The following is a 24,956-nucleotide window of genomic DNA, read 5'->3' on the forward strand; positions in this document are numbered from 1 at the left end:
AACATTTATCCATTCGAACCTGATATCACTGATGGCGCTGCTGATGAAACAACAACGAACTTCGATCATCGTATTCCTGCTCTGCTTAATTACCCTGCTCAGTATCGACGTCGCTTCGGCCGCTGATGTCATTAAACCGGATCCTCGACTGCCGGAATCGACTCCCTGGGATCTGACAGCACTCAGCCAGGCACCCGAATATGAATGGATCGACCAGACCGGTCCGGTTCACAAACTGCTGTATCAGGGACTGGAATATAAAGGGAAGCCGACGCAGGTCTTCGCTTACTACGCCTCTCCCCGCACACTGGGCCTCTCGAAAGACAAGCAGGCAACCTACCCTGGCGTTGTATTGATTCACGGCGGAGGAGGGACCGCATTTCGTGAATGGGCCGAACTGTGGGCGAAGCAGGGCTATGCAGCGATCTCCATGGACCTGGCAGGCAGTCGACCGCTGGAAGGGAAGAATCCACACAAACGCGAGCATCGCGAGCGTCTGTCAGCCGGCGGTCCGAACCAGTCTCATGCGGAAAAATTCAACGCAATCAAAGACGACAAGTCGGAACACTGGTGCTATCACGCCCCCGCCAATGCGATCCTGGCTCACTCGCTGATTCGCTCCTTCCCCGAAGTCGATAAAGACAAAACCGCCGTCACCGGCATCTCCTGGGGTGGCTATCTGACCTGCATCGTGTCTGGTCTGGACAATCGATTTAAAGCGGCTGCTCCCGTTTATGGTTGTGGCTTCCTCAACAACCATTCCGTGTTTGAGCGGTCGATCAACCAACTCCCCGACGAGGACGCCAAACGCTGGATGCAACTCTATGACCCGGGGCACTATCTGCGGGCAGTTCAGATGCCGATCTTATTCCTGAATGGTACCAACGATTTTCATTACTGGCTCCAAGCCTATCAGCGCAGCTACGAAGCGGTCCCCGCATCCACTCCAAAGAACATTCGCATCGAAGTCAAAATGCGGCACAGCCACCCGGCGGGCTGGGAACCAAAAGAGATCGCCCGCTTCTTCAATGAAAAGCTGATGCAGGCAGCACCGCTGGCCGTCGTTCAGAAACCGGTCATCCAGGGAGAACAGATCACTGCAGAACTCGCACAGCCGGTCAAACTGAAATCCGCAGTCCTGCAATATACGACGGACGAAGGACCCAACCTCGAACGCAAATGGCAAGCGGTGCCTCTGACGATTGAAGGCACAAAGATCACCGGACCAGCGCCCCCGAAAAACGCCATCATCTGGTTCATCAATGTGACCGATGAACAGGACGCTATGACCTCCAGCCCACTCTCTTCGAAACTGGAAAAGTAACGATCAGGCGGCGGAGTTCGGAACTTTGGGGGCGATCTTCTGGGTCGTGTCCCCTTTCTTCTGCTTCAGATCAAACAGACCGAAGATTTCGGCTGCGGTCAGGCTGCGCGATTCGCAGGTCGTATCGCCATCACCCAGAATCGAGCGGAACAGTTCCCGCTTCTGTTCAAGCACCATGTCGATCCGCTCTTCAATTGTGTTATTGCAGACAAACTTGGTGACGATAACCTGCGTTTTCTGCCCGATCCGGTGCGCGCGGTTAATCGCCTGATCCTCAATCGCCGGGTTCCACCAGCGGTCAAACAGGAAGACGTAACCGGCGAACTGCAGATTCAATCCGACGGCCCCGGTACCATAACTCATCAGCAGCAGATGCGAATCGGGGTCGTGCTTGAACTGATCCAGAATCGGTTCGCGCTGTTTCGTGGGAATCCCCCCGTGATAAACCAGGGTCCCGAAACGTTCCAGCCGCTGCGCCATGAAGTCCAAAGGCTTGGTCCACTGGCTGAATAGAATCGCTTTTCCCCCCGAGGCGGCGATTTCTTCCATGTCGGCTTCGAGGCGATCGAGTTTCGCGCTGTCGCCGGTTACCGGATCAAAATTAGTGATCTGCTTCAAACGCAGCACGAGCTCAAACACATGCTGCACCGTGATCGAGTCACCCATCTCATTCAACTGAATCACACCGTCCTTCTCTGCCGTTTCATAGGCAATTCGTTGAGCCGGATTCAGATCGAGGTAGGCGGGTCGATCCAGACGGGGCGGCAGGTCGGTCATCACCAGGTCTTTAGTCCGCCGGAGAATGAATTCTTTCGAGAGCGCCTGCAACTGACGCAGGTCGGGTGTGCCCCGGGGCGGAATGATCTCCATCCACTCAAAGAGCGACGACATTTCTTCGTGACGATTCTCGATCGGCGTTCCCGTTAATGCCCAGCTCCGCTTGCGGGGAATGGACCGTGCGACGTCTGCCGTCCGTGAATCGCGGTTCTTGATCCGCTGTGCTTCGTCGAGCACCACCAGGTCGAAGCGGGGCAGGTTCTCTTCCCCCATTGCTTCAAAGTCGCGTGCCATCGACTCATAGTTAGCAATCAGAATCGGTGTATTAGGCATCTCCCAGATCATGCGACGGCGGTTCGTATCCCCCTGTACCACGGTGACCGGCAGCTCTTCAGCCCAGAATTTGAACTCGCGCTGCCAGTTGGGAATCAACGGTTTGGGACAGACCAGCAGGATCCGACGCACCTGTCCGCTACGCAGCAGCAGACGCACGCCGGTAATCGTCTGCATGGTTTTTCCCAGTCCCATTTCATCAGCGAGCAACGCCGATTTTTTAGAGAACAACCAGGCAATCCCCTCATACTGATAGGGAAATGGTTCGAAAGGCATGATCAGTTCCTGACCAGCCAGCCAGGTTTCCAACGGCGGCTGCAACAGGTAGAACAGGCGGTCTTCGAGTGAGAGCGCGTTAGCCGGCGGTTTGAGCCGGGTCGACTTTTTACGTGGGGCGACCTCGGCTCCTTCGACTTCCGGCCCCTTCATCTTGCTCAGTTCAGGCTTGTCTTCTTTCTCCTCTTTGGGCGGAATGAACTCCAGGCCGTCGGGAAAGGTCATACCGAAGGTTCTGACACGTGGCCTGGTCGGCTTCCACTTAGGCTGCAGGCCGGCGCGTTCAATCAGTTCGATTTCAGAAGCATCGAGATTGAACTTCCTGGTCAGGGCACCATTCATGCCGGACGCAAACACGGACGTACTGACTGTCAGCGGGACCGTGTCACTGCTGATCTGCCGTAACAGTTCCTCGCGATCCGTGTCGGAAATGGATTGTGTCTCCGGGGCTGTAGAAGGGGGGAGAAAATGCGGTCCCCCCGTGTGAGGTGCCTTGTGTTGTGCCTGTTGCTGCTGGAATGATGACTCGGTAAAATCCACGTCTCTGCCTGATCTGGAAGTAGTGCCTGATAAATTAATTCAACGCTGCCTCAGAAAGCGCTCTAACGGGAAGACCCCATCTTTACCGCTTCTGTTAAGGCTTCACGCACACGTTCAAACGGCTCCCCAAGGTCAGCATCTCCGGGGATATGCTGACTCGTTTTTTCAATCGCAGACTTTCCAATCTGGTGGGCAGCATCAAACCGCAGCCGGTTTCGCCCGACCTGTTCTGTGAGGTAGGCGTCACTCTCTTCGATCAGCTGCTCCACATCGGTCAGGATGGCGACCGGAATCGACGTATGGTTCTGCAGCTCCAGCGCCTGTTCCTGCTCTACAAGGATCAGGCTCGGCTTGACGTTCATCTTGTCAACCAGCGTCTGGCCAATCACTTCCCCCAGCAGGAACGGAACCAGTGTCGGTCCATACAATACCTCTTGTGTCCGGTTCGGTTTGACGGGAGTCGTACATTGAAATTCCAGGGGGCGACCGAAATGATTCGTCACCAGCAGGCCTCCGATCAACGCCCCATCCGGGCATTCAATCGTGGTCAGGAATCCCAGTTTCAACTCTTTGCTGTTACCGTCCGCGGCCATAAAGTTCTCTTCTCCGGATGTCAGTTCTTGTGTTGTCGACAATGATCAGGTGATCCTGATTCTCATCTGAACCGTACTTCTTTCGTCAATCAGGAAAACCTACTGTATCGATATCATCGTCCTCACCATTTCATGACTTGAGAGGTTGTTGGAATGGTCGTATTAGATAGTTTCACTTCAATAACCCTTGAAATAACAACTGGTTCCAGATTCTCTCCTCAGCCGCCCAGAGCACAGTTTTTTCCGGCAGAGATTGCTCATTAGGTTGGAAAATCACTCAAGTTGCGGCAGAATAAGGGATACCTGCAAGAAAACTCCCCCATGCCCCTGCTCCAACCAGACAAGCAAGTTTATGAATCCATCTGACAGCCAGCCGGAAAACCTGAATCGGGACGCCTTAGAGGCCCGCCAACTTGAGCGACTGCAACACCTTCTGAAAGAGGTGTCGGCCTCGAATCCGTTCTGGCAGCAGAAGTGGAACGCCGCGGGTGTCGACGTCAACTCGATCCAGAGCCTCGCCGACCTGCAGAAATTGCCGATCACCACCAAAGCCGAACTGGTTGAGGATCATCTCTCAAACGCCCCCTATGGCACCAACCTGACCTACCCGCTTGAAACTTACACGCGCATGCATCAGACCTCGGGAACCACCGGTTCACCCATGCGCTGGCTGGACACCAAAGCCAGCTGGGACTGGTTTGGGGAATGCTGGGCACAGATTTATCGCATGGTGGGTCTCTTTCCGGAAGACCGACTGTTCTTTCCCTTCTCATTTGGACCGTTCGTCGGATTCTGGGCAGCCTTCGAAGGGGCCACTCGTCGCGGCAACTTCTGTCTGGCCGGCGGGGGCATGGGCAGCGAAGCCCGATTGAAAATGATCCTCGACAACAAAATCACCGCCGTCTGCTGCACACCGACGTACGCCCTGCGTCTGGCCGAAGTCGCGGAGGCGGAAAACATCGACCTGGCAGGCAGCCGTGTGCGAGCACTCGTGGTTGCTGGAGAACCAGGGGGTAACATCGAAGCGACCAAGCAGCGGATCGGCCAGGGCTGGGGCGCCCGTGTGTTCGATCACTGGGGTATGACCGAAATCGGCGCCCTCGGAATTGAGCCCCTCGAAAACCCGGGCGGTCTCAACATTCTCGAAACCGAATGTATTCCCGAAATCGTTGATCCGGAAACACTGCAACCAGTCGAACGCGGAGCCCAGGGCGAGCTGCTGATTACCAACCTGGGCCGCGTCGGTTCCCCACTCATTCGCTATCGTACCGGTGACCTGGTCTGTGAAGATACCACCCCCTGCCCCTCGGGTCGCAACCTGCTGCGTCTGAAAGGGGGCATCCTGGGTCGCGCAGACGACATGGTGATCATTCGCGGCAACAACGTCTTCCCCTCCAGCCTGGAAGCGATTCTGCGTACGTTCGAGCAGGTAGCCGAATACCGGATCGAAGTCCGCACCATTCGCGCCATGCAACACATGAAAATCGAACTGGAACCGATCGAATCCCTTTCGACCACGGACCAGCAGAAACAGATCATCAATGAAGTCAGCCATGCGATTAAAGATCGGTTGAACTTCAATGCTGAGGTCACCACGGTTGCCCCTGGTGCCCTGCCCCGCTTTGAACTGAAAGGAAAGCGGTTCTTCAAAATCGACTGAGGCAGTTCGCTGAAACAGGAATCAGCGGTCCCCTCTCAATCTGTCGCTCATCACAATCAGGAACCTGAATATGACTACCTACCTGAGATACCTGCTGCTTATCCTCTGTTTCCCGCTGAGTGTGCTCATCGGTCCAAATGCCGTCTCCGCAGCAGAGAAACCATCCCAGCGTCCGAACATTCTGTTCCTGTTCAGCGATGACCAGCGTGCGGACGCCCTCGGCGCTTATCAGAATCCTCACATTCAGACACCAAATCTGGACCAGCTGGTACAGGCCGGCTTCAGTTTCCGGAACGCGTACTGCATGGGGTCGATTCATGGGGCAGTCTGCCAGCCGAGTCGAGCCATGCTCAATAGCGGACGCTCCCTCTATCATGTGCCCATGGATCTCAAAGGGGTGAAGACGATGCCCCAGTTGCTGAAAGAATCCGGTTACACGACCTTCGGCACCGGGAAGTGGCACAACCACCGCGAATCGTTCCAGAAAAGTTTCACTCTGGGAACAGCCGCCTTCATGGGAGGCATGTCGAACCACCTCAAGGTCCCCGTAGTCGATTTGAAGGATGGCAAATTTGAGAACAAACGCATGGGAGAGAAATTCTCCAGCGAACTGTTTGTCGACGCGACCGTCAACTTTTTGAAAACGCAGCCCGCGGACAAACCGTTCTACGCGTATGTCGCCTTCACTGCACCACACGATCCACGGATGCCTCCCGCTTCCGCGATGGAAACATACAAGAATAAACAGCCGCCACTTCCCAAAAACTTTATGCCTCAGCACCCGTTCAACAATGGTTGGATGACCGGCCGCGATGAAGCACTGGCCGGCTGGCCGCGTCAGCCGGAAGTCGTTCGCGAGCAGCTGACCGAATACTACGCGATGATCACGCACATGGATTCGCAGATCGGCCGTATTTTGAAAACGCTCAAAGCACAGGGGCTCGACAAAAATACGATCGTGATTTTCTCATCAGACCACGGTCTGGCAGTGGGCAGTCACGGGCTTTTGGGAAAACAGAATCTGTATGAACACAGCATGAAGTCTCCCCTGATTTTTAAAGGCCCCGGTATTCCGCAGAATGAATCGAGCGAGGCCCTCGTCTATCTGTATGACATCTTACCCACGGTCTGCGACCTGACGCAGACCAGCGTTCCCTCTGGGGTGGAAGGAATCGACCTGGCTCCCATCTGGCGAGGCAAGCAGAAAGGTGTGCGAGATTCACTGTTTACGACTTACGAAGATCTGATGCGGGCGGTCCGTGATGACCGCTGGAAGCTGATCCGTTATCCGCAGATCAACAAAACACAGCTGTTCGATCTCAAAACCGATCCTGCTGAGCTGAAGGATCTCTCTGAACATCCGGAGCAACAGGCACGCATCGAACAGATGCTGACAACATTGAAAGAGTGGCAGCAGAAAACAGACGACAAGCAGCCCCTCACATCCGAACATCCCAAGTCAGAAAAAATCGATCTGACAGGCCGCAAGCGAAAACCGGACGCACATCAACCTGACTGGATCGTGAAAAAATACTTCGATTCGGAATGAAATCGCGTTTCCGGGCATGTTATAATCACAGTTCTCACCCAGACTGTGATCCCCATACAAACTGAATGAACCAGAATTCATTCCCACTAATTTACACATACCGAGGTAATCAGAATGAAAGCTTTACTGGCGACTGCCTTACTCTCCCTGTTTATTGCCGCCCCCACCTATGCGGGCAACTGGCCCGGCTGGCGTGGTCCGAATTCGAATGGCGTCGCTGAAGGCAGCGGTTATCCCGTTGAATGGGACAGCTCCAAAAATATTCTCTGGGAAGTCAAATTCCCCGGGCCCAGTGGCTCTACCCCCGTGATCTGGGGTGATGACCTGATTCTGACCACAAACTCAGAAGGTAAGAACCGGGTGATCTGTCTCGACAAGAACACCGGGAAAGAAAAGTGGCATACCGACTTCGGAACCGAACGTGCTGGCAAGCACAAAAAAGGGAGCGGCAGCAGCCCCTCGCCTGCAGTCGATGACCAGTTCATCTTCGGTTACTTCAAGAGTGGGGATCTGGCCTGCCTGACTAAAGAAGGAAAAATCGTCTGGCAGAAAAACCTGCAGAAAGAATATGGCGAAGACACCCTCTGGTGGGACCTGGGAACCTCGCCCGTATTGACCGACAACCTGGTTGTCATCGCCTGCATCCAAAGTGATAATTCCTACATCGCTGCTTTCGATAAAGCGACCGGGAAAGAAGTCTGGAAACAGGGCCGCAACCTGGATGCCCCGAAAGAAGCCAATCAGAGTTACACGACTCCAGTAGTTACGAAACAGAATGGCAAAGAAATCATCTACGTCCTGGGTGCCGACCATGTCACCGCCCACGATGCACAGAATGGTAAAGAAATCTGGCGCGTCGGGGGACTGAATCCCACACAACATGAATACTTCCGTTCAATCTCATCCCCCGTCATCAGCGATGGCTACCTGATCGCTCCCTACGCCCGCGGTGGTTCACTCACCGGAATTAAACTCGGCGGCCAGGGAGATGTCACGAAATCCAATGTTGTCTGGACGAAAGAAGGGGAAGGCAAAGGCGCCTTCTCTGATGTCCCAACCCCGGCTGCCATCAACGGCCGCTTCTACGTCTGTTCGGACAAAGGTGAAGTACTCTGCTTCGACATCAAGACGGGCAAACAGATCTGGGAAGGACGTCTGCCGCGTAGCCGTCATAAATTCAGTGCCTCACCGATCCTGGCTGACGGACATATTTATGTGACCCGCGAAGACGGAACCACACTGGTTGTGGAACAGGGAGACGAATTCAAGCTCGTTTCCGAAAACCCGCTGGAAGGTTTCGCCCTGGCCACGCCGGTCTTCTCGGATGGTAAGATCTATCTGAAGATGACCGACAAATTATATTGCCTCGGCAAAAAGTAAAACGCCTTCGATCAGGCTTTCTGAGGGACAGGTCACTCACCTGTCCCTCTTTTTTCGACTCAACTTCTGACTAAATGAAGCTAAGAAAATCATGACTGATCAACCTCAAATCAACCGACGCACGTTTCTGGGTGAAACCATGGCGGCAACAGCGCTGTCTGGACTACGCGTGAACTCTGAACTCCAGGGAGCCGGAACTCAAAAAAAGTATCAGTTATTCTGGGGCGATTTACATAATCACAACGCCGTCGGCTATGCAAAAGGATCACTGGAACGCTCCATTGACCTGGCACAGGAGCACCTCGATTTCTTCGCTTTCACCGGACACGCTTCCTGGCACGACATGCCGAAGATGCCGGGTAACCGTCACATGAAGTGGGTCAATGGTTTCGAAGTCCACTCCAAACACTGGCCCAAGACCCGGCAGTTAATTCAGGATGCGAACTCCGACGACTTCGTGGCGTTTCTGGGCTACGAATGGCACTCCAGTCAGTTCGGCGACTACTGCATGATCTTCCCCGAGGACCAGCCTGAACTGTTCCTGCCGAACCATGTCGAGAAACTGCTCGACTTCGCGGAAGGTAACCAGGCACTGGCGATTCCGCATCACGTGGGTTACAAGCAGGGCTGGCGCGGTGCGAACTTCAAGCATTTCCGACCGGGAGCCTCTCCCGTGGTGGAAGTCTTTTCCGAGCATGGTTGCACAGAAACTGACCGCAGCCCTTACCCGATGATCCGCCACAGCAACGGAGGGCGTTCCGCATCGAACATGATTGTCCCCCAGTTGCAGAAAGGAATGCGTTTTGGCTTTGTTGCTTCGTCCGATGATCACCTGGGGTATCCCGGTGCATACGGCGAAGGGGTGCTGGGCGTCTGGGCAGAAGATCTCTCTTCGCGTTCGCTGATGGAAGCGATTCGCGCCCGCCGTACTTATGCCGCAACGGGAGATCGGATTGCCCTGGAAGTTTCGCTGAACGGTCACCCGATGGGCAGTGATGTGCCGGCGACCACCGATCGACAGATCGACGTTCGCGTGCAGGGAGAAGACGCCATCTCCATGGTCGAGTTGATTCGCAACGGCAAAGTGATTGAACGCCATTTTCCCGAAGATCACCTGGATGACAAACCGATTCTACCCGGCAAAGTGAAATGCCGTCTGCAGTACGGCTGGGGTCCCTGGGCAGATCTGGCGATGGGCCGCACCTGCTTCTGGGATATGACCATCAAACTGGACGGCGGTCGTTTCACCCGCGCGATTCCCTGCTTCCAGTCAGCGCCCTTTAATGAAAAGCTGCGTGATAAACTCAAAGTCGTTTCGAATCAGGAACTCCGCCTCGATTCAAACACCACACGCGTCAACTGCTACGCCGAGGATCCCACCAAGGCCGTCGTCACCGAAATCGAAGGCACGCCCGACACAGTGCTCACTCTACAGATTCGCAAACCTTACGAGAAAACCATCAGTGCTAAACTTCAGGATCTGATCGACGACAACGTCGTGGAATTCACGGGCGTGTTTACCAGCGAAAGCTATGTCGTGCATCGCCTTGTTGGTCAGAGCGAATACTCGGCTCAAATCCGCTGGCAGGATCAGCGGCCCGATGCAAACTCAACCGACTGGTATTACGTACGCGTGACACAAAACAACGGACAACTCGCCTGGTCCAGCCCGATCTGGGTCGGTTAACCTCAAGCACCACACTCCAAGACTCGCCCACCTGAACTCACCCTTTGATGGAACCAGCATGAACACTCTACTTCGTCTGACTACTCTCTTGAGTCTTTTAATCCTGGCGGTCCCTTCACTCGCCCTGGCTGATGAACCTACCAACCCGACCCCGGAATCTCAGCCTGCCGCGGAAACAGAACCGCAGGATCCGGTACGATTGATTCTACCTCCCATCATCTATGCGATTCCCGGAATTGAGACCAGTGTCTACTTCGACAATGTGTCGCTGACGATCAACCCGGCGAACTACGTATTTGACGTGCACTGTAATCGGGGACATCTGCAGCAGGAACGCTGGACTTACACTCCCGACGAAAAAGAGATCGGCGATTACAAGTTCAAGCTGAACGTGTTGGATCAGAACAACCAGATCATCGCGTCCCAGGAATCACGCCTGCGGGTCGTTCCCACAGCAGCCGGGAAAGATAAGCCGACCAGTCTGCTGATGATTGGTGATAGCCTGACCCACAATTCGGTTTATCCCCGTCACGTATTTGAACTGAGCGAAAAATTCCAGGGCCCTAAACTGAAACTGATCGGTTCTCACAACCCCAGCAATGAAGCGAATGTGCGACACGAAGGTTACGGCGGCTGGACTGCGGTCCGTTTTGCGACCCACTTCAAGGAAAATGCCCGCCAGGGACATTACCGGGAACGCGGCAGCCCATTTCTGTATGCCGATGAAAACGGGAAGCCGCAACTCGACTTTCCCCGTTACTGCAAAGAGTTCAATGACGGCAACGCGCCCGACCTGGTCACAATCTTCCTCGGCCCCAACGATGTCTATTCAGCCACGGATGAGACCATCGAAGAACGCACAGACACGATGTTCAAGCACCTTGATATTCTGGTCAAAATGATTCACGATTTTAATCCAAAGACCAAAATCGGTTTCATGCTGCCCGTCCCGCCAGCCGACAGCCAGGACGCGTTCGGCACCACCAATGGTCGTCAGCAGACACGCTGGCAGTACAAGCGTAATCAACACTATGTCGCAGAACGGATGCTGAAACATTATGGTGGCAAGGAAGCGGGACAGATCTACCTGGTGCCCACGCATCTGAATCTGGATTGCGTGCACAACTACCCCGCCAAACTGGTTACCTGGAACTCGCATTCCTCTGAAGAAACAATGCGTCAGAACAACGCTGTCCACCCAGCCAGCAATGGTTACCTGCAGATCGGGGACAGCGTGTTCAGCTGGATTAAGGAAGTTTCCCGGTAATCCGGTCAGACAGTATCAGTTCGTCGATTACTGCTGATCCAGTGCCGGAAACGGAAACATCTTTGACGGAGTACGGCCCGTTTTCATAATGGTTTTGATGCGGGCCACGACTTCCGGATTCTGATCAGCCACGTCATGTTGTTCCCCCGGATCATCTTTGAGGTTGTAAAGTTCGATCTTCATCTGCGGGTTTTTCTTTCGCAACAGATTCTGACGCACGCCTTTCCAGTCCCCCATGTGAACCGCCTGCTGTCCCGTGTACGCCGGGAACTCCCAGTAGAGATACTCGTGCTGCTTCTGCTCCTGCGGTTTGCCCAGCAGGGTCGGTACGAAGCTGATGCCGTCAATGTCGGCAGGTGCTTTGGTTCCCGTCAGCTGTGCGATGGTGGGCATGACATCCCAGAACGCGGAGAGATGATCGGTCACATCCCCCTCAGGAATGTGTCCCGGCCAGCGAACCACCAGCGGCACACGGATCCCCCCTTCATACAGACTGCCCTTGAACCCGCGCCAGGGACCCGCCGATTCAAAGAACACCGAATCAGATCCGCCCAGTCGATCGTAAGTCGGGCCGTTGTCAGAAGTGAAAAAGACCACGGTATTGTCATCCAGATTTAATTCTTTGAGCAGGTTCATGATCTGGCCAACGCCTTTGTCCATGTGTGTGATCATGGCTGCATAACCGGCACGGGGATCGGGGCGTTTGATGTATCCGCGATGCTTATAATCCTCTTCCGGAATTTTACCCCGGTATTCTGCGACCGATTCCTCCGGTGCCTGGATCGCCAGGTGCGGAACCGCGAACGGCAGATAGAGGAAGAAGGGACGATCTTTGTTTTCGCGAATGAACTCCATTCCGACTTCGACAAACTTGTCCTGCGAATAGGTTTCGCCATTCAAAGTCCGGTCGTTGCCCGGCAGCGTTTCTTTGGTGTGATTCCGCCAGAGGAAGCGGGGATAGTGATTGTGGGCATGTACCTGGCAGTTGAAACCATAAAACAGATCAAATCCCTGCTTATTAGGATCTCCGGTCGTCCCGAAATGTCCCAGCCCCCACTTGCCCATGGCACCGGTGGCATATTGTTTCTGTTTGAGCATCTCTGCGATGGTGACTTCGGCATCGGGAATCGGATGCTGTCCCGGATACTCCCAGCCCTCTTTCTCTTTCATGTCCTGCACATAGTCAGGTTTGCCATTGTTCCGCACATAGGCATGTCCTGGATGCTTGCCGGTCATCAGGTTGCAACGGGAAGGGGCACAGACCGCATTTCCCGAATAGAACTGGGTGAAACGGATTCCGTCTTTAGCGAGCTTGTCAATATTCGGCGTCTTGATATATTTCTGGCCGTAACAACCCAGTTCTTTGTAGCCCAGGTCATCAGCGATAATGAAGACAATGTTGGGGGGCTGCTTTTCGGCAGCAACTGCACTGGAAACAGCGCTGGTCAGACAACCAAGAATAAACAGAGAGAATAAGACCACGGGGGCTGAACGGCGCATAATAAGCTCCTGAAGAATCAGACAGATGTAGGATCGTTGATTCATCCATCTTATACGCATCTCAGACGGTGGTGCAACAATGGTCTGCTTCGATTTCCCGGGTCAGAGCCGTTCTCAGCTCCAGTGATAATCCTGCTGCTTGCGAAATCCATTGAGTACCAGTGAGCCGTCAGCATAGACATCCAGGGTGCTGTACCCGTTATTTGTCGGTCCTGAACCTTCAACCATTGCCACCATTGTGCAGTAATGGATACCACCGATCTCTGCATATTTATTCCGGTGACTGTGCCCCTGAAAGACCGCAGCCACATTACCCGCTGATTCCAGGACCTTACGGATTTCCGAAGAATTCTTGACAGCGTGGGCATCCGTGTCTTTCAGATCGAGCGGCTGATGTACAAAGACGATGGTCGGCAGCTTTGACTGCTGGAGATCATCCTTGAGCCACTTCAGTTCAGACTCAGGCATATTCGCGTCCGTCCATTTGAAATTGTGACGCCCATAAGGTGTGCCATCGCTTTTGAAACAGGAATCGAGCACAACGAAGTGATAGCCCCCCCGATCAAAGGAGAAGTAGGACTCCTTCTGGCCCACCCCCTGCAGGAACTCTGCTTTGGTCAGCTGGTCGACACAATGATTCCCCAGCACAAAATGTCGCGGGTAGGGAATGGCATCGATGGCTGTAACAATGGTCTGCAGATGTTGCTTCTCCTGCTCCAGCGACTTACCGGAATCGATCAGATCGCCATGGAACACGACGAAGTCCGGCTCGTCCTTCTTAAACTGAATGACTGCTTCGTCCAGTTTCTTCAAAGTTTCCCGATAGTGACGCGAGCCTCCCGGTGGCTTATCTGCGTAGTGCAGGTCCGTAACCAGCCCCACCCGGACGGCTCCCCTTTGTTTCTGATCAGCGGCAGCCGCCAGTTGCCCCAACGGCGCTGCAGTCAGCCCGCCCAGAACCAGGGCTCCCTGCTGGAGAAAAGCACGTCTGCCTAATGAAATTCGGGAGTCAGGATTGATGGGGGACATGGAATCACCTCTTCTGCCGGTTTTATAATTATTGACGTAAAGTCTTATTGTTGCATATATTTATGAAGATTCAATGACACAGAAGTGAATTTATCTGCTGAGAATCGGCTGAAAAATCTCAAAGAATCCTCATTGACATATCGTAACATCACGATATTATATACATGAGGTAAGATTATGAAACTGAAAGAAACTCCCAATTATGACGGCCCCGCACTGGAACAGGCAGCTGAATGCCTGAAGGTTCTGGCACACCCGGCCCGCATCCGTATCGTGCAGTTGCTTCTGCGCGGGCGGTACACCGTGGGTGAGTTGGCTGAAGACTGTGGAATTCCCAGCAACGTTGCTTCAGAGCATCTGCGTCTGATGCAGCGCTGTGGTTTTTTTGTGAGTGAACGGGAAGGTCGGAGCGTCTACTACAGTGTGGCCGAGCCTCATTTAAACAAGATCATGGATTGCATCGAAGGACGTTTTTTCCAGTCCTGAGCATTTTTTTACAACAACATATCGTATATTCACGACATTACGAGGTATCAATCATGGCAGAAGTCAAAACCATCACACCGGAAGCACTGGCCCGACTGCACAGTCAACAGGATGTTGCAGTTATTGACGTACGGACTCCTGCGGAATTCCGGGAAGTCCACGCTACCATCGCCCGCAACATCCCTCTGGATAAGATCGGGACAGACCACATTGGAGAACTGACAAACGGCAGTACAGACGAGCCGGTCTACATTATCTGTCAGAGCGGAAATCGTTCGTCCCGCGCCTGCCAGAAACTGATCGAAGCAGGCTGTCTGAACGTGGTCAGCGTCGAAGGGGGCACAAAAGCCTGGGAAGCACAGGGGTTGCCCGTCGAGCGTGGTAAAAAAACGATTTCCCTGGAGCGGCAGGTTCGGATTGCAGCTGGTTTCCTGGTCTTTACCGGTGCCATGCTGGGCATGTTCGTCAATCCCTGGTTCAGTGGGATCTCGGCGTTCGTCGGGGCGGGATTAATGTTTGCCGGTATTACTGATACCTGCGGTATGGCAATGGTACTCGCCAAAATGCCCTGGAATCAGGTTGCCGGCTGTGAACAGAAACAATGTCAAAAAGCAGCTTAAAAGCGGAGGGTCCTGCAATGTTCTTTCAACGCTACTATCTGGATTGTCTGTCGCTGGCATCTTACATGATTGCCGATGAAGAAACGGGCGACGCGGTAGTCGTCGACCCGCAACGTGATATTGAGATCTACCTCGAAGATGCGAAAGAGCACGGCCTGCAAATCAAGCACGTGATCCTCACTCACTTCCACGCCGATTTCATCGCCGGTCACATCGAACTGCAGAAAGCCGTAGGCGCTCAGATCTATCTGGGCAGCAGGGGCGCAGCAGAATTCCCTCACCAGTCCCTCTCGGAAGGCGATGAACTGCTGCTGGGTTCTGTGAAAATCACAACCATGGAAACCCCGGGGCACACGCCGGAAGGCATCTCGCTGGTCGTTTATGATCTGAATGAAAATCCGGATCAGCCCAAAATGATTCTAACAGGAGATACCCTCTTTCTGGGAGATGTCGGTCGACCAGACCTGCTGGCTTCCCTGGGTGTCACTGCCGAGGAATTGGGAGGCATGTTGTATGACTCTCTCCATGAGAAGATCCTGAAGCTGCCGGATGAAACTCTGGTCTATCCAGCGCATGGGGCGGGCTCCATGTGTGGAAAACAGCTCAGCAGTGAAGCGGTCACCACACTCGGTGAGCAGCGGCGCTATAATTACGCCCTGCAGCCAATGAGCAAAGCCGCCTTTATTGATATGGTGACCACCGATCTACCGGAAGCACCTCAGTACTTTGTGCACGATGCAATTTTGAATCGCAAGGAACGTCAGACCCTGGATGAAAGCATCAAAGCTGCCTGGCATGCTTACTCATTAGCTGAAGTACAGCAGATGCTCAACAGCGGAACACAGGTGATCGATGTCCGTGATGTCGCCGAGTTCGCAGCAGGCCATCTGAAAGGGAGCATCAATATTGGTCTGGAAGGTCGCTACGCCACCTGGGCAGGTACGATGCTGGATAAGCAGGCCCCCATAGTGGTGATTGCCAGTGAAGAAGATCAGATCGAAGAAGCAATCATTCGCCTGGGACGGATTGGTTTTGACCACGTGAAAGGATTCCTGAAAGACGGCCTCAACAGTCTGCAGGAGCACCCCGAACTGGTTTCTCAAACCAGGCGGATTTCTGCCCAGGCCATGCATGAACTGGACGAGCAGGTCACCATTATCGATATTCGCACGCCCGCTGAATGGAATACAGGGCATATCGAGAACAGCATCAATATCCCCTTAAATCATCTTGCAGAGCATCTGTCTGAGATCCCCCGGGACCAGACCGTGATCGTGCACTGCCAGGGAGGCTATCGTTCTTCGATTGCCGCCAGCCTGCTGGAAAAACAGGGATTTGACAATATCATCGATCTGGTCGGAGGCTTTAAAGCCTGGCAGACCATCGCTGCCTGAGAATCCGAAGCAGCATCTGATTTTGCGGAAGGCGGAAAATATCGCCGCAGGTACAATAGAAAAACCTTTGCCCGATCTATTAAAATAGGGCAAAGGTTTTTTATTTATCCCTGACAGGTTTTACCATGGTACTCCTGCCCGCATCTCGACGGAAACGACATCTCAATGCGGCCGAAGGCTATCTGATGCTGGAAATGCCCGTGCAGGCGCTGCGTGAGCTGTCCCACATTACCGGTCAAGATCGTGACTCGGAAAAGTACTGCCGTTTTCTGGGTCAGTCGCTGCAACTGGCCGAGCGGTTTACCGAGGCACTCGACGCTTATCAGGACGCTTACGAAAAAAATCCCCAAAACCTGACAACGCTGATGGGGATGGCCTGGTGCTTCAAACGTACCGATCAGCTCTCCTCTGCAATCGGGATCATGGAAGAAGCCTACCAGCATCATGCTGACGAACCTGTTGTGCTTTACAATCTGTCCTGCTATTTTGCGCTGGCGGATGACAAAGCCAACGCCCTGTCGTGGCTGGGGCGTGCTTTACGCATGGAACCCCGCCTGACGAAACTGATTCCGGAAGAGTCAGACTTCAATACACTGCGAAACGATAAAGATTTTCAGTTCGTCGTCGAAGCTGCAGAAGGTAACACATCACAAAATTCCTGACTGTAGGATGACCACTTCACGGTGCATTCAGATCGGACTCTCTTTTTCAAATCGACTGGCCTGGCAAGGAATCGAAAGCCATTATGACGAATATAGACACTCAACGACTGCAGCGGCTCTGTGAAGACCTCTGCCAGTCCATTCGTCCCGCTGAAAGTGAAGCACTGGAAGCCGCCCGCCAGTATGTGATCTGGGAACTCGAAGCCTCTGGATGGGAGATCGAACGACACCCGTTTCAGGCTCAGGATTCCATGCTGGTCACGTTCTCAGGTCAGAACCTGATTGCCCGGCATCCCCGGTTGTCTGATCCGGAGAAACCATTATTCTGTGTCGGCGCGCACCTGGATACGCGCCCCGAATCGCCCGGTGCGGATGACAATACCAGTGCCGTCGCTGCCCTGCTGGAACTGGCACGCCTGCTCCCCGAATTACAACAGACAGACGGTGCATGGAGTATTGAGCTGGTGGCGTTTGACCTGGAAGAAAACGGAATGCTGGGTGGAGCAGAACACGCCCGCCTGCACCAGGAAAAAAAGACAGATCTGCGCGGCATGGTTTCGCTGGAAATGCTGGGCTACTGTGATCCCACTCCGGGCAGTCAGATGCTGCCCCGCGAGCTCGTCGGCATGTATCCCGATACGGGCGATTTTATCGCCGTAGTTGGTAATCAGAATTCCGGAAAGCTGATCGAAGCGTTTCAAACCGGTCTCAAAACAGTGGAAACACTGCCGGTCGAAATCTTACAGGTTCCGCAAAATGGCGAAATGCTGCAGGCCACGCGTTTAAGTGACCACAGTCCTTTCTGGGATGCCGGTTATCCCGCACTGATGATTACCGACACCAGTTTCTTAAGAAATCCGCATTACCATCAACCCTCCGATACAGTAGATACACTCGATTTCGAGTTCCTGACGAAAGTAACGCAAGGCAGCCTGGAAGCAACCAGGCTGATCTTGAACCAGGGCTACTAGACCAACTACCCGTTCCACTCTGCTCGAAAAGGGCTTTTGACAGAAAAATGAATGACGCCACACAGGAAGATAAAGAACTGCTGCAGATCTCTGAACTTTCCAGACCCCAACGCCGCGTGCTGGGGGTTTTACTGGAAAAAGCGTTTACGACTCCCGATCAATATCCTCTGACACTCAAAGCAGTTACCACCGGTTGCAACCAGAAGAGCAACCGCGATCCCATCAGTAATTACAGTGAGACGCAGGTGTATGAAACCCTGGAATCGCTGCGGGAATCAGGACTTGTAGCCGTAATTCATTCCGACAGTGGTCGCACGGAACGTTACCGCCATTATATGCGTCATCGTTTCAATTTTACCGAACCCCAACTGGCCATCCTGACTGAACTCTGGCTGCGGGGTCGGCAGACGATGGGAGAACTCCGCGGCCGGGCGAGTCGTATGGTGCCGATTGAGACTCTCGAACAGTTGCGAGCGGAATTTAAGGGACTTCTTGATCAGAAGTATGTACAATCAAACGGCAGCATTGAACGACGCGGCATCGAAGTCGATCACAACTGGTATAAGGAAAGTGAAGGCAAAGCGCTGGGATTCGATTCTTCAGCCGACAGCGAGCCTGAGGATACGCGGCCTGCCCCTACTCCTGCTCCCGTTGCTACAGTCAACAATGCCAGCTCGGAGCTGGGAGCCTTACAAGAAGCCGTAGAGCGTCTGCAGTCCGACAACCAGCAGCTGTCACAACAGGTGGCATCCATGGCCGACGTGGTTGAACAGTTACAACAACAGCTGGCAGATCTGAAACAGGAACTGGGCAGCTGAATCTGATTGGTACAGATCGAGGCATCAATATGAAAACGATCTCATGGGCATCCTGTCTCTGGCTGTTCCTGTTTCTGCTCCTCGCCATCGATTCCACATGTTGCAACGCAGCCTCGCGTCCGAACCTGATTTCCATCGTCACCGACGACCAGGGGCGCTGGGCCATGGGGCTGTATGGAAACAAACAGATTCACACTCCCTACATGGATCAGATTGGGAAGCAGGGAGCGGTTTTTACGAATGCCTTTGTTGCCACCCCGGTCTGCTCCCCCAGTCGGGCCACGTTCCTCTCCGGCCGTTATCCTACCGAGTTGAGAATCACAGATTACATCTCCCCTGATGAAGCCCGCGAGGGCGCGGGGTTGCATGCCCCCATCTGGCCCGCAGTATTACAGAAAGCCGGTTACCGAACGGCCCTGATCGGAAAGTGGCACCTGGGTGAACAGGCCGACTTCCATCCGCGGAAAAAAGGGTACGACCACTTCATGGGATTTCTCTCGGGAGGCACCCGGCCGATGGACCCCATTCTGGAAATCGAAGGGGTAACAGAAAAACAGGCAGGCCCCCTGCCCGATTTACTGGTCGATAATGCGATTCAGTTTGTCAGGGAATCCAAAGACAGACCATTCGCACTCTGTCTGCACTTCCGGGCTCCGCATACTCCTTATGGCCCGGTCCCTGCTGAGGACTCTTCCCACTACGAAGGCATCGAGATCGAGATGCCCATCGCCGAGGGACTGATCCCGGAACAGATCAAGCAGAAAAACAAAGAATATTATGCGAGCATTTCCTCAGTGGACCGGAACATCGGTCGTCTGCTCAAGGAACTGGATCAGCTACAACTCACGGAAAATACCCTGGTGATCTTTACGAGCGACCATGGCTACAACAACGGCCGCCACGGCATCAGCACTAAGGGCAACGGTCACTGGCTGGCGGGAGGAATCACCGGTCCCAAACGTCCCAACATGTGGGACACTTCAATCCGCGTTCCGCTGGTGATGCGCTGGCCACGTGTGATTCAGCCGGGCACCCGCTTCGATGAGATGGTCTCTAACGTAGACATGTTCAAATTTGTCCTGGGAGCACTCGACCTTCCCCTGCCAGAAAATGCGTCCTTACATGGAATCGATTACTCTCCCCTTTTGTTCGGCAAATCGATTCCAGAACGAACCGCGATTTACGGCCAGTATGACCTGCACAATAACGGGTTGGCCTACATGCGAATGATCCGCACCGAAAAATGGAAGTTCGTCAAACACTATCGGGCCCGGTACATGGACGAACTTTACGACCTTGAGGCAGATCCGGACGAAACCCGGAATCTGATACGACGACGGATGCCCCCGGGATCGAAAGAGAAAGCCACAGAGCTGGAACAACAGCTGATCGAGTGGCAAAAGTCGATTCAGGACCCTATTTTGAAACCTGCTTACCAGTAAGTAAACCAATACGATTTAACGTAACGTCTGTTCCCTGTACGATTTGCAGAAGATTACCGTTTTTTGCTTTATATCCATCAACATTTGTACGGAATTCGTATAAAACCGGAATAGGCACCAGTTTTGACCAAATTCTATTTAACCTTCGAGGAATAATATGCTTTCGATTTCCCGCTTTAGCCTGCTACTCTGTCTGCTGATGATTACCGTTGGCTGCCAGAAAGGCTCCGAATCAGGCAGTGAAAATCAAACCGCCGACAGCAGCCCCGCGGAAACCGCTTCCAAAGATGCTGAGATGCCTGAAGCCGATAAGACCGCGAAAGCGGATGATAAATCTGCTGAAGAAAAAGAGAAAGAAAACCCCGAAGCGTTCAAAATGCCGGAAACGGTTGAAGGCAACTGGATTCTGGTTCTGCCTCAGCAGCAGCAGTTGATGCCACTCTACCTGTTGCGCGTCATGACCGAAGTGAAATCCGCCGAGGGAGATCAGAAAGAAAAATCCGATTTTCAGGGTGTCAAAATCGTCTCTCAGGGCCCGAACGTAGCCCCCGCCAAAATCGTCTCCTCAAAGACGACAGATCAGACCGTCACATTTGTGGAAAGCCTGTTGGATGATAAAGGCAAGGAATTCATTCAGCTCAGCTTCGAGGGATCACTGAATAAAGAACGTGGCGCGATCTACGGCAATATCAGTTTCAACAACGATAACTGCATTCCCGCCCTGATGCTCTTCACCATTGAAAAGGATCTCTCCAAGATCAAAGAGCCGATGCCTTCTCCCGGTGCCCAGGAACTGATCCAGGCCATGCAGTCGCAAGATCCATTCAAACCGCTGAATGAATTCACCGAAAAAATGCAGATGTTCCCGCTGGCTCTGGATGCATTTCCTCCCCTGCTGGCCTTCGCTTTGAGCAGTGATAAAGATACCAAAACCATCGAAGATATCATTAAACGCTATACCGAAACCTCTGCTCTCTGGGGTAAACGGATGGAAGCCAGCACCCTGGTGCGGATCACATCCATGCTGGCACGGACTGATAACAACAGCGACATGGCCACGAAATATATGGATCAGTTTAACAAGCTGGTCAAAGAAGGCGTTAAACCGCTCAGCAGCTGGGATCAGGAAATGGCGCTGGCTAAGGCTCGTGTCGGACTGAAATCCAAAGATCCGGAAAAAATTAAAGCAGCCGGTGCACTTCTGGAATCTGAGGCGAAAAAATATCCTCACGACAGAGAGTTGATTACTGAACTGGTCAGCTATGAAAAAGAACATGGCAGCATTGATAAAGCCATTGAGTACCTGGGAATCCTGGCCAGCTCTCCTCTTTCCGGCCGTGAACGTCAGATGATTGCTGCTTCCAAACAGAGTCCTCAGACGGTCAAGTTCGATGATCCTCGGGAGACTCTGACCGAACTCTGGAAAAAGAAACACGGCTCCACCGAGGGGCTGGACAAATACCTGGCCGAGTCCTTTAAACGCTTCCTCGACAGTTTCGTATCTAAAGAAGCGAAGGAAGTCGACCTCAAAAAAGGGAATCGAACTTCACTGATTGAGTTATTCACCGGTGCTTCCTGCCCACCCTGTGTGGCAGCAGACCTGGCCACCGGAGTAGTTGAGTCTTCATTCCCCGCTTCTAAAGTCATCGTACTGCGCTATCACCAGCACATTCCGGCACCGGATCCGCTGACCAACTCAGACTCGGAAGCACGCTTCTTTTACTACAACCACCGTGGTACTCCTTCGATCAATCTGAACGGTCAACAGGTCTTTGGAGCAGCTGGCGGAGTGGAAGAAGTCGAATCTTCCTATGACTCACTGGTCGAAGCGTTGATTCCAGAACTCTCAGCAGACACCGAAGTCAAAATCGAACTCTCTGCCGCTGCGAAAGATGGTAAGCTGGATCTGAAAGCCAATGTCAGCGGAACAGATAAGATTAAAGAGCCGCTGCAACTGGTCGCCGTACTGGCCGAAGACGAACTTCACTATGAAGCTCCGAACGGCATCAACCTGCATGAAATGATCGTTCGGTCGATGCTGGGTGAGCCAACGGGTGTCGCTGCCAAAGATGGCAAACTGAGCCTGACAAAAACCCTGGACCTGGATGAATTCAAAGGGCGTATCAGCGATTACCTCTCCGCCTTTGAGGAAAAATCCGGTGCAAACTTCACCGGTGTCCCACTGGCTCTGGAAAAACTGCACTTCGTGGTATTCGTGCAGGGCGAACTCTCGAAAGATGTTTTCCAGGTTGCTTCGGTTCCTGTAAGTGGTAAGCTCACTTACAAATCGGAACTCGCCGAGCCTGCCAAAGAGAAACCCGCTCCCGCGAAAGAAAAACCTGCCAAGGAAGCAAAACCTCCGGTGAAAGCTGATAAACCTGAAGCCAAAACCGAGGTCAAACCTGAAGCAGATAAGAAACCTGCTGAGGCAGAGAAAAAAGAAGCGGCCAAACCAGAGGACAAAAAGCCGGAAGCCTCGAAGCCGGAACCCAAGAAAGAAGCCGCTGAAACAGACAAATAGTTTTCAGTCAGAGCTGTAAAAATAATAAAACAGGGCATGGATCATCCATGCCCTGTTTTAATTCAAGCCACTTTCAGCCAGGAGACTGTTCACTCATTGTCGGTCGGAGGATTGGGGACCAGTTTTTCGATCTCACCATCCTGACCTTTGACTTCTTCACCAAACAGGGCATTCCCGTCAAGCGTTGTCAGCTTAGTCGTGCGAGCCGGAGCAGGCTCACGACGAATCTGACGGAACCGGGTTGTGGCTTTGCCCATGCGGGTATCTCGCTGATCCATGATCACGCGGGCTGCTTCCCGAACTTCGGCATCGCTCAGTCGCTTCAGGTTACCCAGCTCGGCCAGCGGTTCCAGAATGCGGGTCGCTTTAGATACAGTGCTCTCCATCAGGATAATGTCGAGCATTTCGCGTCGCATGCCCTGCATGGAAGCGATCTGTTCTTTCACGCTGTCCTGCAGCTCTCCCAGAACTTCCAGAGTTTCAGCAGCTTCGACCACGCGGTCCGTTTCAGCCAGCAGTTTCGTCTGAATATCCATCAACGATTTCAAGTTGGTGTCAGCCTCTGTCAGTTTCAGATTCTCATCAGTCAGCGTCTGCTGCAGCGAGACCATCTGCTCAGCGTGCTTCTGAGCGGCTGCCAGCGGTTCTGACTGGGAAATCAGGCTCTGCTGCAGGTCAATCATCTTCTGGCTGTTGGTACGGGCGACTTCCAACTGCTCTGACTGATCAACAATCTGCTGCTTGAAATTCAGAAACTCACTAAAGGCTGTCTGAGCATCTTTGATGCCTGTGGACTGATTAGCAGCCAGCTTCTGCAGCTTGATCATTTCATCCAGTGTAGACTGGGTCTGTTTGACCTGCTGCTCCTGTGAGGCCAGGCGATCCTGCATCGCCAGCATATCATCCAGCGCGGTACGGGCTTTGGTGGTTAAGCCTTCCTGCTGGAGAACCTGTTTCTGAAACTGATCGATCTTTTGGATGGAAGCGAGCGCCTCTTCGGTCTGCTCAGCTTCTTTTTCCAGTAAGATTCGAAGATCGCGAATCTCTGCCACAGCTACTTTGGCTTCGGAGAGCTGTTTAGCCTGCGAATTGAGTACGGTCAACAGATTGTTGACCTGCCAGGCACTGGTTTTGGCACCAACCAGTTTATCCATATCCTGTTGGACTGACACCAACTCCGTCTGCAACTGACCGATCTGACTCAGCATCGGCCGTGCTACTACAAAATACATACTAAGAAGACCAGCGGCCACTCCAACAAGCATCATTGCCCAGGTGTTCTGGATTGTCGAAAGGCGTGCGTTGGTATCTAAACGATATTGTCTTTCCCCTGAAGTCCTCAAGGCTCTATCTCCCAGCGTGATGATTTAACTCGGACGTAAAATTGGCACATCCTGTAGGTTTTGACCATGCATCCTTGCAAAACCATTACTGCTGTACTACCTAATATCGCCATTTTTACATTTGGAGTTTCTTCATTCTTGCCCAAAACCCCAAACAATTCCAAAAATTCTGCTTGCTCGAATCACGTTCCTGACCTATGTCTGTCAGCTGATTTTTCACTCAACCCGTTTGACAGCAATGACAATCGCGGTGCCAACATGATAAAGTGTGTGCTGGCTTTCATTTGAGATAAGAGGATACAAGCATGCTGGAAATTCAAATCGAATATGCCACTCTGGAAGACTGCGAAATCATTACGCATTTTAATCTTGAGCTGGCGCGGGAAACGGAATCAAAAAATCTGGATCCGGAACTGGTGCTCACAGGCGTGGTGGAGTCACTGGGTGATTCGCGCGGTTGTCAGTATTTTGTGGCCCGCCATCAGAACACCGTGGTCGGTCAGATCATGTTCACCCGCGAATGGAGTGACTGGCGTAACGGAGAATTCTGGTGGTTTCAGAGCGTGTATGTCGATCCGGCATACCGCCGGCAGGGAGTGTTCAAACAACTGTCCGACCACGTGGAAAAACTGGCTCGCTCCAATCCCGATGTCGTCGGACTGCGTCTCTATGTAGAGAAAGAAAACGACCGTGCGCAGTCTACCTACCATCAGCTGGGGTTTGGCTTTCCCGGCTACCAGGTGATGGAAAAGATGCTCGATCGTTGACGGAAGGCCCCCAGACG

Annotated in this window: 20 protein-coding genes; 15 read left to right on the top strand and 5 right to left on the bottom strand. The window is 53.1% G+C overall.

Annotation, left to right across the window (positions count from 1 at the left end; all coding sequences use genetic code 11):
- Nucleotides 1-43: 43 nt before the first annotated feature.
- Nucleotides 44-1,324, top strand: a complete 1,281-nt coding sequence (locus FYZ48_RS05050; protein WP_149338170.1) for an alpha/beta hydrolase family protein — start codon at nt 44-46, stop codon at nt 1,322-1,324.
- A 3-nt stretch (nt 1,325-1,327) separates the two neighbouring features.
- Here the strand turns inward: FYZ48_RS05050 and FYZ48_RS05055 are convergent, their stop codons facing one another.
- Together FYZ48_RS05055 and FYZ48_RS05060 are read right to left on the bottom strand one after the other, a co-directional pair.
- A complete protein-coding gene (locus FYZ48_RS05055) occupies nt 1,328-3,250 on the bottom strand; it encodes a DEAD/DEAH box helicase (RefSeq protein WP_149338172.1) in 1,923 nt (640 codons plus the stop codon).
- 62 nt (nt 3,251-3,312) lie between these two features.
- Nucleotides 3,313-3,885: a hypothetical protein gene (locus FYZ48_RS05060; protein WP_145044696.1), complete on the bottom strand. Its 573-nt coding sequence runs from the start codon at nt 3,883-3,885 to the stop codon at nt 3,313-3,315.
- A 310-nt stretch (nt 3,886-4,195) separates the two neighbouring features.
- Between FYZ48_RS05060 and FYZ48_RS05065 the strand changes: the two genes are divergently transcribed.
- The 5 genes from FYZ48_RS05065 (at nt 4,196) to FYZ48_RS05085 (ending at nt 11,386) form a co-directional block, all read left to right on the top strand.
- Nucleotides 4,196-5,503: a phenylacetate--CoA ligase family protein gene (locus tag FYZ48_RS05065; protein ID WP_145044698.1), complete on the top strand. Its 1,308-nt coding sequence runs from the start codon at nt 4,196-4,198 to the stop codon at nt 5,501-5,503.
- A 70-nt stretch (nt 5,504-5,573) separates the two neighbouring features.
- A complete protein-coding gene (locus FYZ48_RS05070) occupies nt 5,574-7,052 on the top strand; it encodes a sulfatase-like hydrolase/transferase (RefSeq protein ID WP_149338174.1) in 1,479 nt (492 codons plus the stop codon).
- 114 nt (nt 7,053-7,166) lie between these two features.
- A complete protein-coding gene (locus FYZ48_RS05075; protein WP_149338176.1) occupies nt 7,167-8,432 on the top strand; it encodes an outer membrane protein assembly factor BamB family protein in 1,266 nt (421 codons plus the stop codon).
- Nucleotides 8,433-8,523: 91 nt separating this feature from the next.
- Nucleotides 8,524-10,119: a hypothetical protein gene (locus FYZ48_RS05080; protein WP_149338178.1), complete on the top strand. Its 1,596-nt coding sequence runs from the start codon at nt 8,524-8,526 to the stop codon at nt 10,117-10,119.
- Nucleotides 10,120-10,177: 58 nt separating this feature from the next.
- Nucleotides 10,178-11,386 (top strand): SGNH/GDSL hydrolase family protein, encoded by a 1,209-nt coding sequence (locus FYZ48_RS05085; RefSeq protein ID WP_149338180.1) that lies wholly within the window; start codon nt 10,178-10,180, stop codon nt 11,384-11,386.
- A gap of 27 nt (nt 11,387-11,413) precedes the next feature.
- Here the strand turns inward: FYZ48_RS05085 and FYZ48_RS05090 are convergent, their stop codons facing one another.
- Together FYZ48_RS05090 and FYZ48_RS05095 are read right to left on the bottom strand one after the other, a co-directional pair.
- Entirely contained in the window at nt 11,414-12,886 is a 1,473-nt protein-coding gene (locus FYZ48_RS05090; protein ID WP_149338182.1) for an arylsulfatase, read from the bottom strand.
- A gap of 114 nt (nt 12,887-13,000) precedes the next feature.
- Nucleotides 13,001-13,915, bottom strand: a complete 915-nt coding sequence (locus tag FYZ48_RS05095; RefSeq protein WP_149338185.1) for a metallophosphoesterase — start codon at nt 13,913-13,915, stop codon at nt 13,001-13,003.
- 177 nt (nt 13,916-14,092) lie between these two features.
- Here FYZ48_RS05095 and FYZ48_RS05100 point away from each other — a divergent pair, with 177 nt between their 5' ends.
- The 8 genes from FYZ48_RS05100 to FYZ48_RS05135 all read left to right on the top strand — a co-directional run bounded on the left by FYZ48_RS05100 (nt 14,093) and on the right by FYZ48_RS05135 (nt 22,829).
- Entirely contained in the window at nt 14,093-14,401 is a 309-nt protein-coding gene (locus tag FYZ48_RS05100; RefSeq protein WP_145192139.1) for an ArsR/SmtB family transcription factor, read from the top strand.
- Between the two features lie 53 nt (nt 14,402-14,454).
- Nucleotides 14,455-15,021 carry a rhodanese-like domain-containing protein gene (locus FYZ48_RS05105; protein ID WP_149338187.1) on the top strand — a complete coding sequence of 189 codons (567 nt, stop codon included), beginning with the start codon at nt 14,455-14,457 and terminating at the stop codon, nt 15,019-15,021.
- Nucleotides 15,022-15,038: 17 nt separating this feature from the next.
- Nucleotides 15,039-16,415 (top strand): MBL fold metallo-hydrolase, encoded by a 1,377-nt coding sequence (locus FYZ48_RS05110; RefSeq protein WP_149338189.1) that lies wholly within the window; start codon nt 15,039-15,041, stop codon nt 16,413-16,415.
- 125 nt (nt 16,416-16,540) lie between these two features.
- Complete coding sequence (locus FYZ48_RS05115; RefSeq protein ID WP_145192148.1) at nt 16,541-17,077, top strand: tetratricopeptide repeat protein; 537 nt, start codon at nt 16,541-16,543, stop codon at nt 17,075-17,077.
- 83 nt (nt 17,078-17,160) lie between these two features.
- Complete coding sequence (locus FYZ48_RS05120; RefSeq protein WP_149338191.1) at nt 17,161-18,048, top strand: M28 family peptidase; 888 nt, start codon at nt 17,161-17,163, stop codon at nt 18,046-18,048.
- Between the two features lie 47 nt (nt 18,049-18,095).
- Complete coding sequence (locus FYZ48_RS05125; protein ID WP_149338193.1) at nt 18,096-18,866, top strand: DUF480 domain-containing protein; 771 nt, start codon at nt 18,096-18,098, stop codon at nt 18,864-18,866.
- A gap of 29 nt (nt 18,867-18,895) precedes the next feature.
- Complete coding sequence (locus tag FYZ48_RS05130) at nt 18,896-20,308, top strand: sulfatase family protein (RefSeq protein ID WP_149338195.1); 1,413 nt, start codon at nt 18,896-18,898, stop codon at nt 20,306-20,308.
- Between the two features lie 157 nt (nt 20,309-20,465).
- Entirely contained in the window at nt 20,466-22,829 is a 2,364-nt protein-coding gene (locus tag FYZ48_RS05135) for a hypothetical protein (RefSeq protein ID WP_149338198.1), read from the top strand.
- Nucleotides 22,830-22,918: 89 nt separating this feature from the next.
- Here the strand turns inward: FYZ48_RS05135 and FYZ48_RS05140 are convergent, their stop codons facing one another.
- Nucleotides 22,919-24,061, bottom strand: coding sequence for a hypothetical protein (locus FYZ48_RS05140; protein ID WP_145044729.1), 1,143 nt, complete (start codon nt 24,059-24,061; stop codon nt 22,919-22,921).
- A 416-nt stretch (nt 24,062-24,477) separates the two neighbouring features.
- Here FYZ48_RS05140 and FYZ48_RS05145 point away from each other — a divergent pair, with 416 nt between their 5' ends.
- Nucleotides 24,478-24,939, top strand: a complete 462-nt coding sequence (locus FYZ48_RS05145) for a GNAT family N-acetyltransferase (RefSeq protein WP_149338200.1) — start codon at nt 24,478-24,480, stop codon at nt 24,937-24,939.
- The last annotated feature ends 17 nt before the right edge of the window (nt 24,940-24,956 follow it).

The sequence above is a fragment of the Gimesia chilikensis genome (assembly GCF_008329715.1).
GTDB lineage: Bacteria > Planctomycetota > Planctomycetia > Planctomycetales > Planctomycetaceae > Gimesia > Gimesia chilikensis.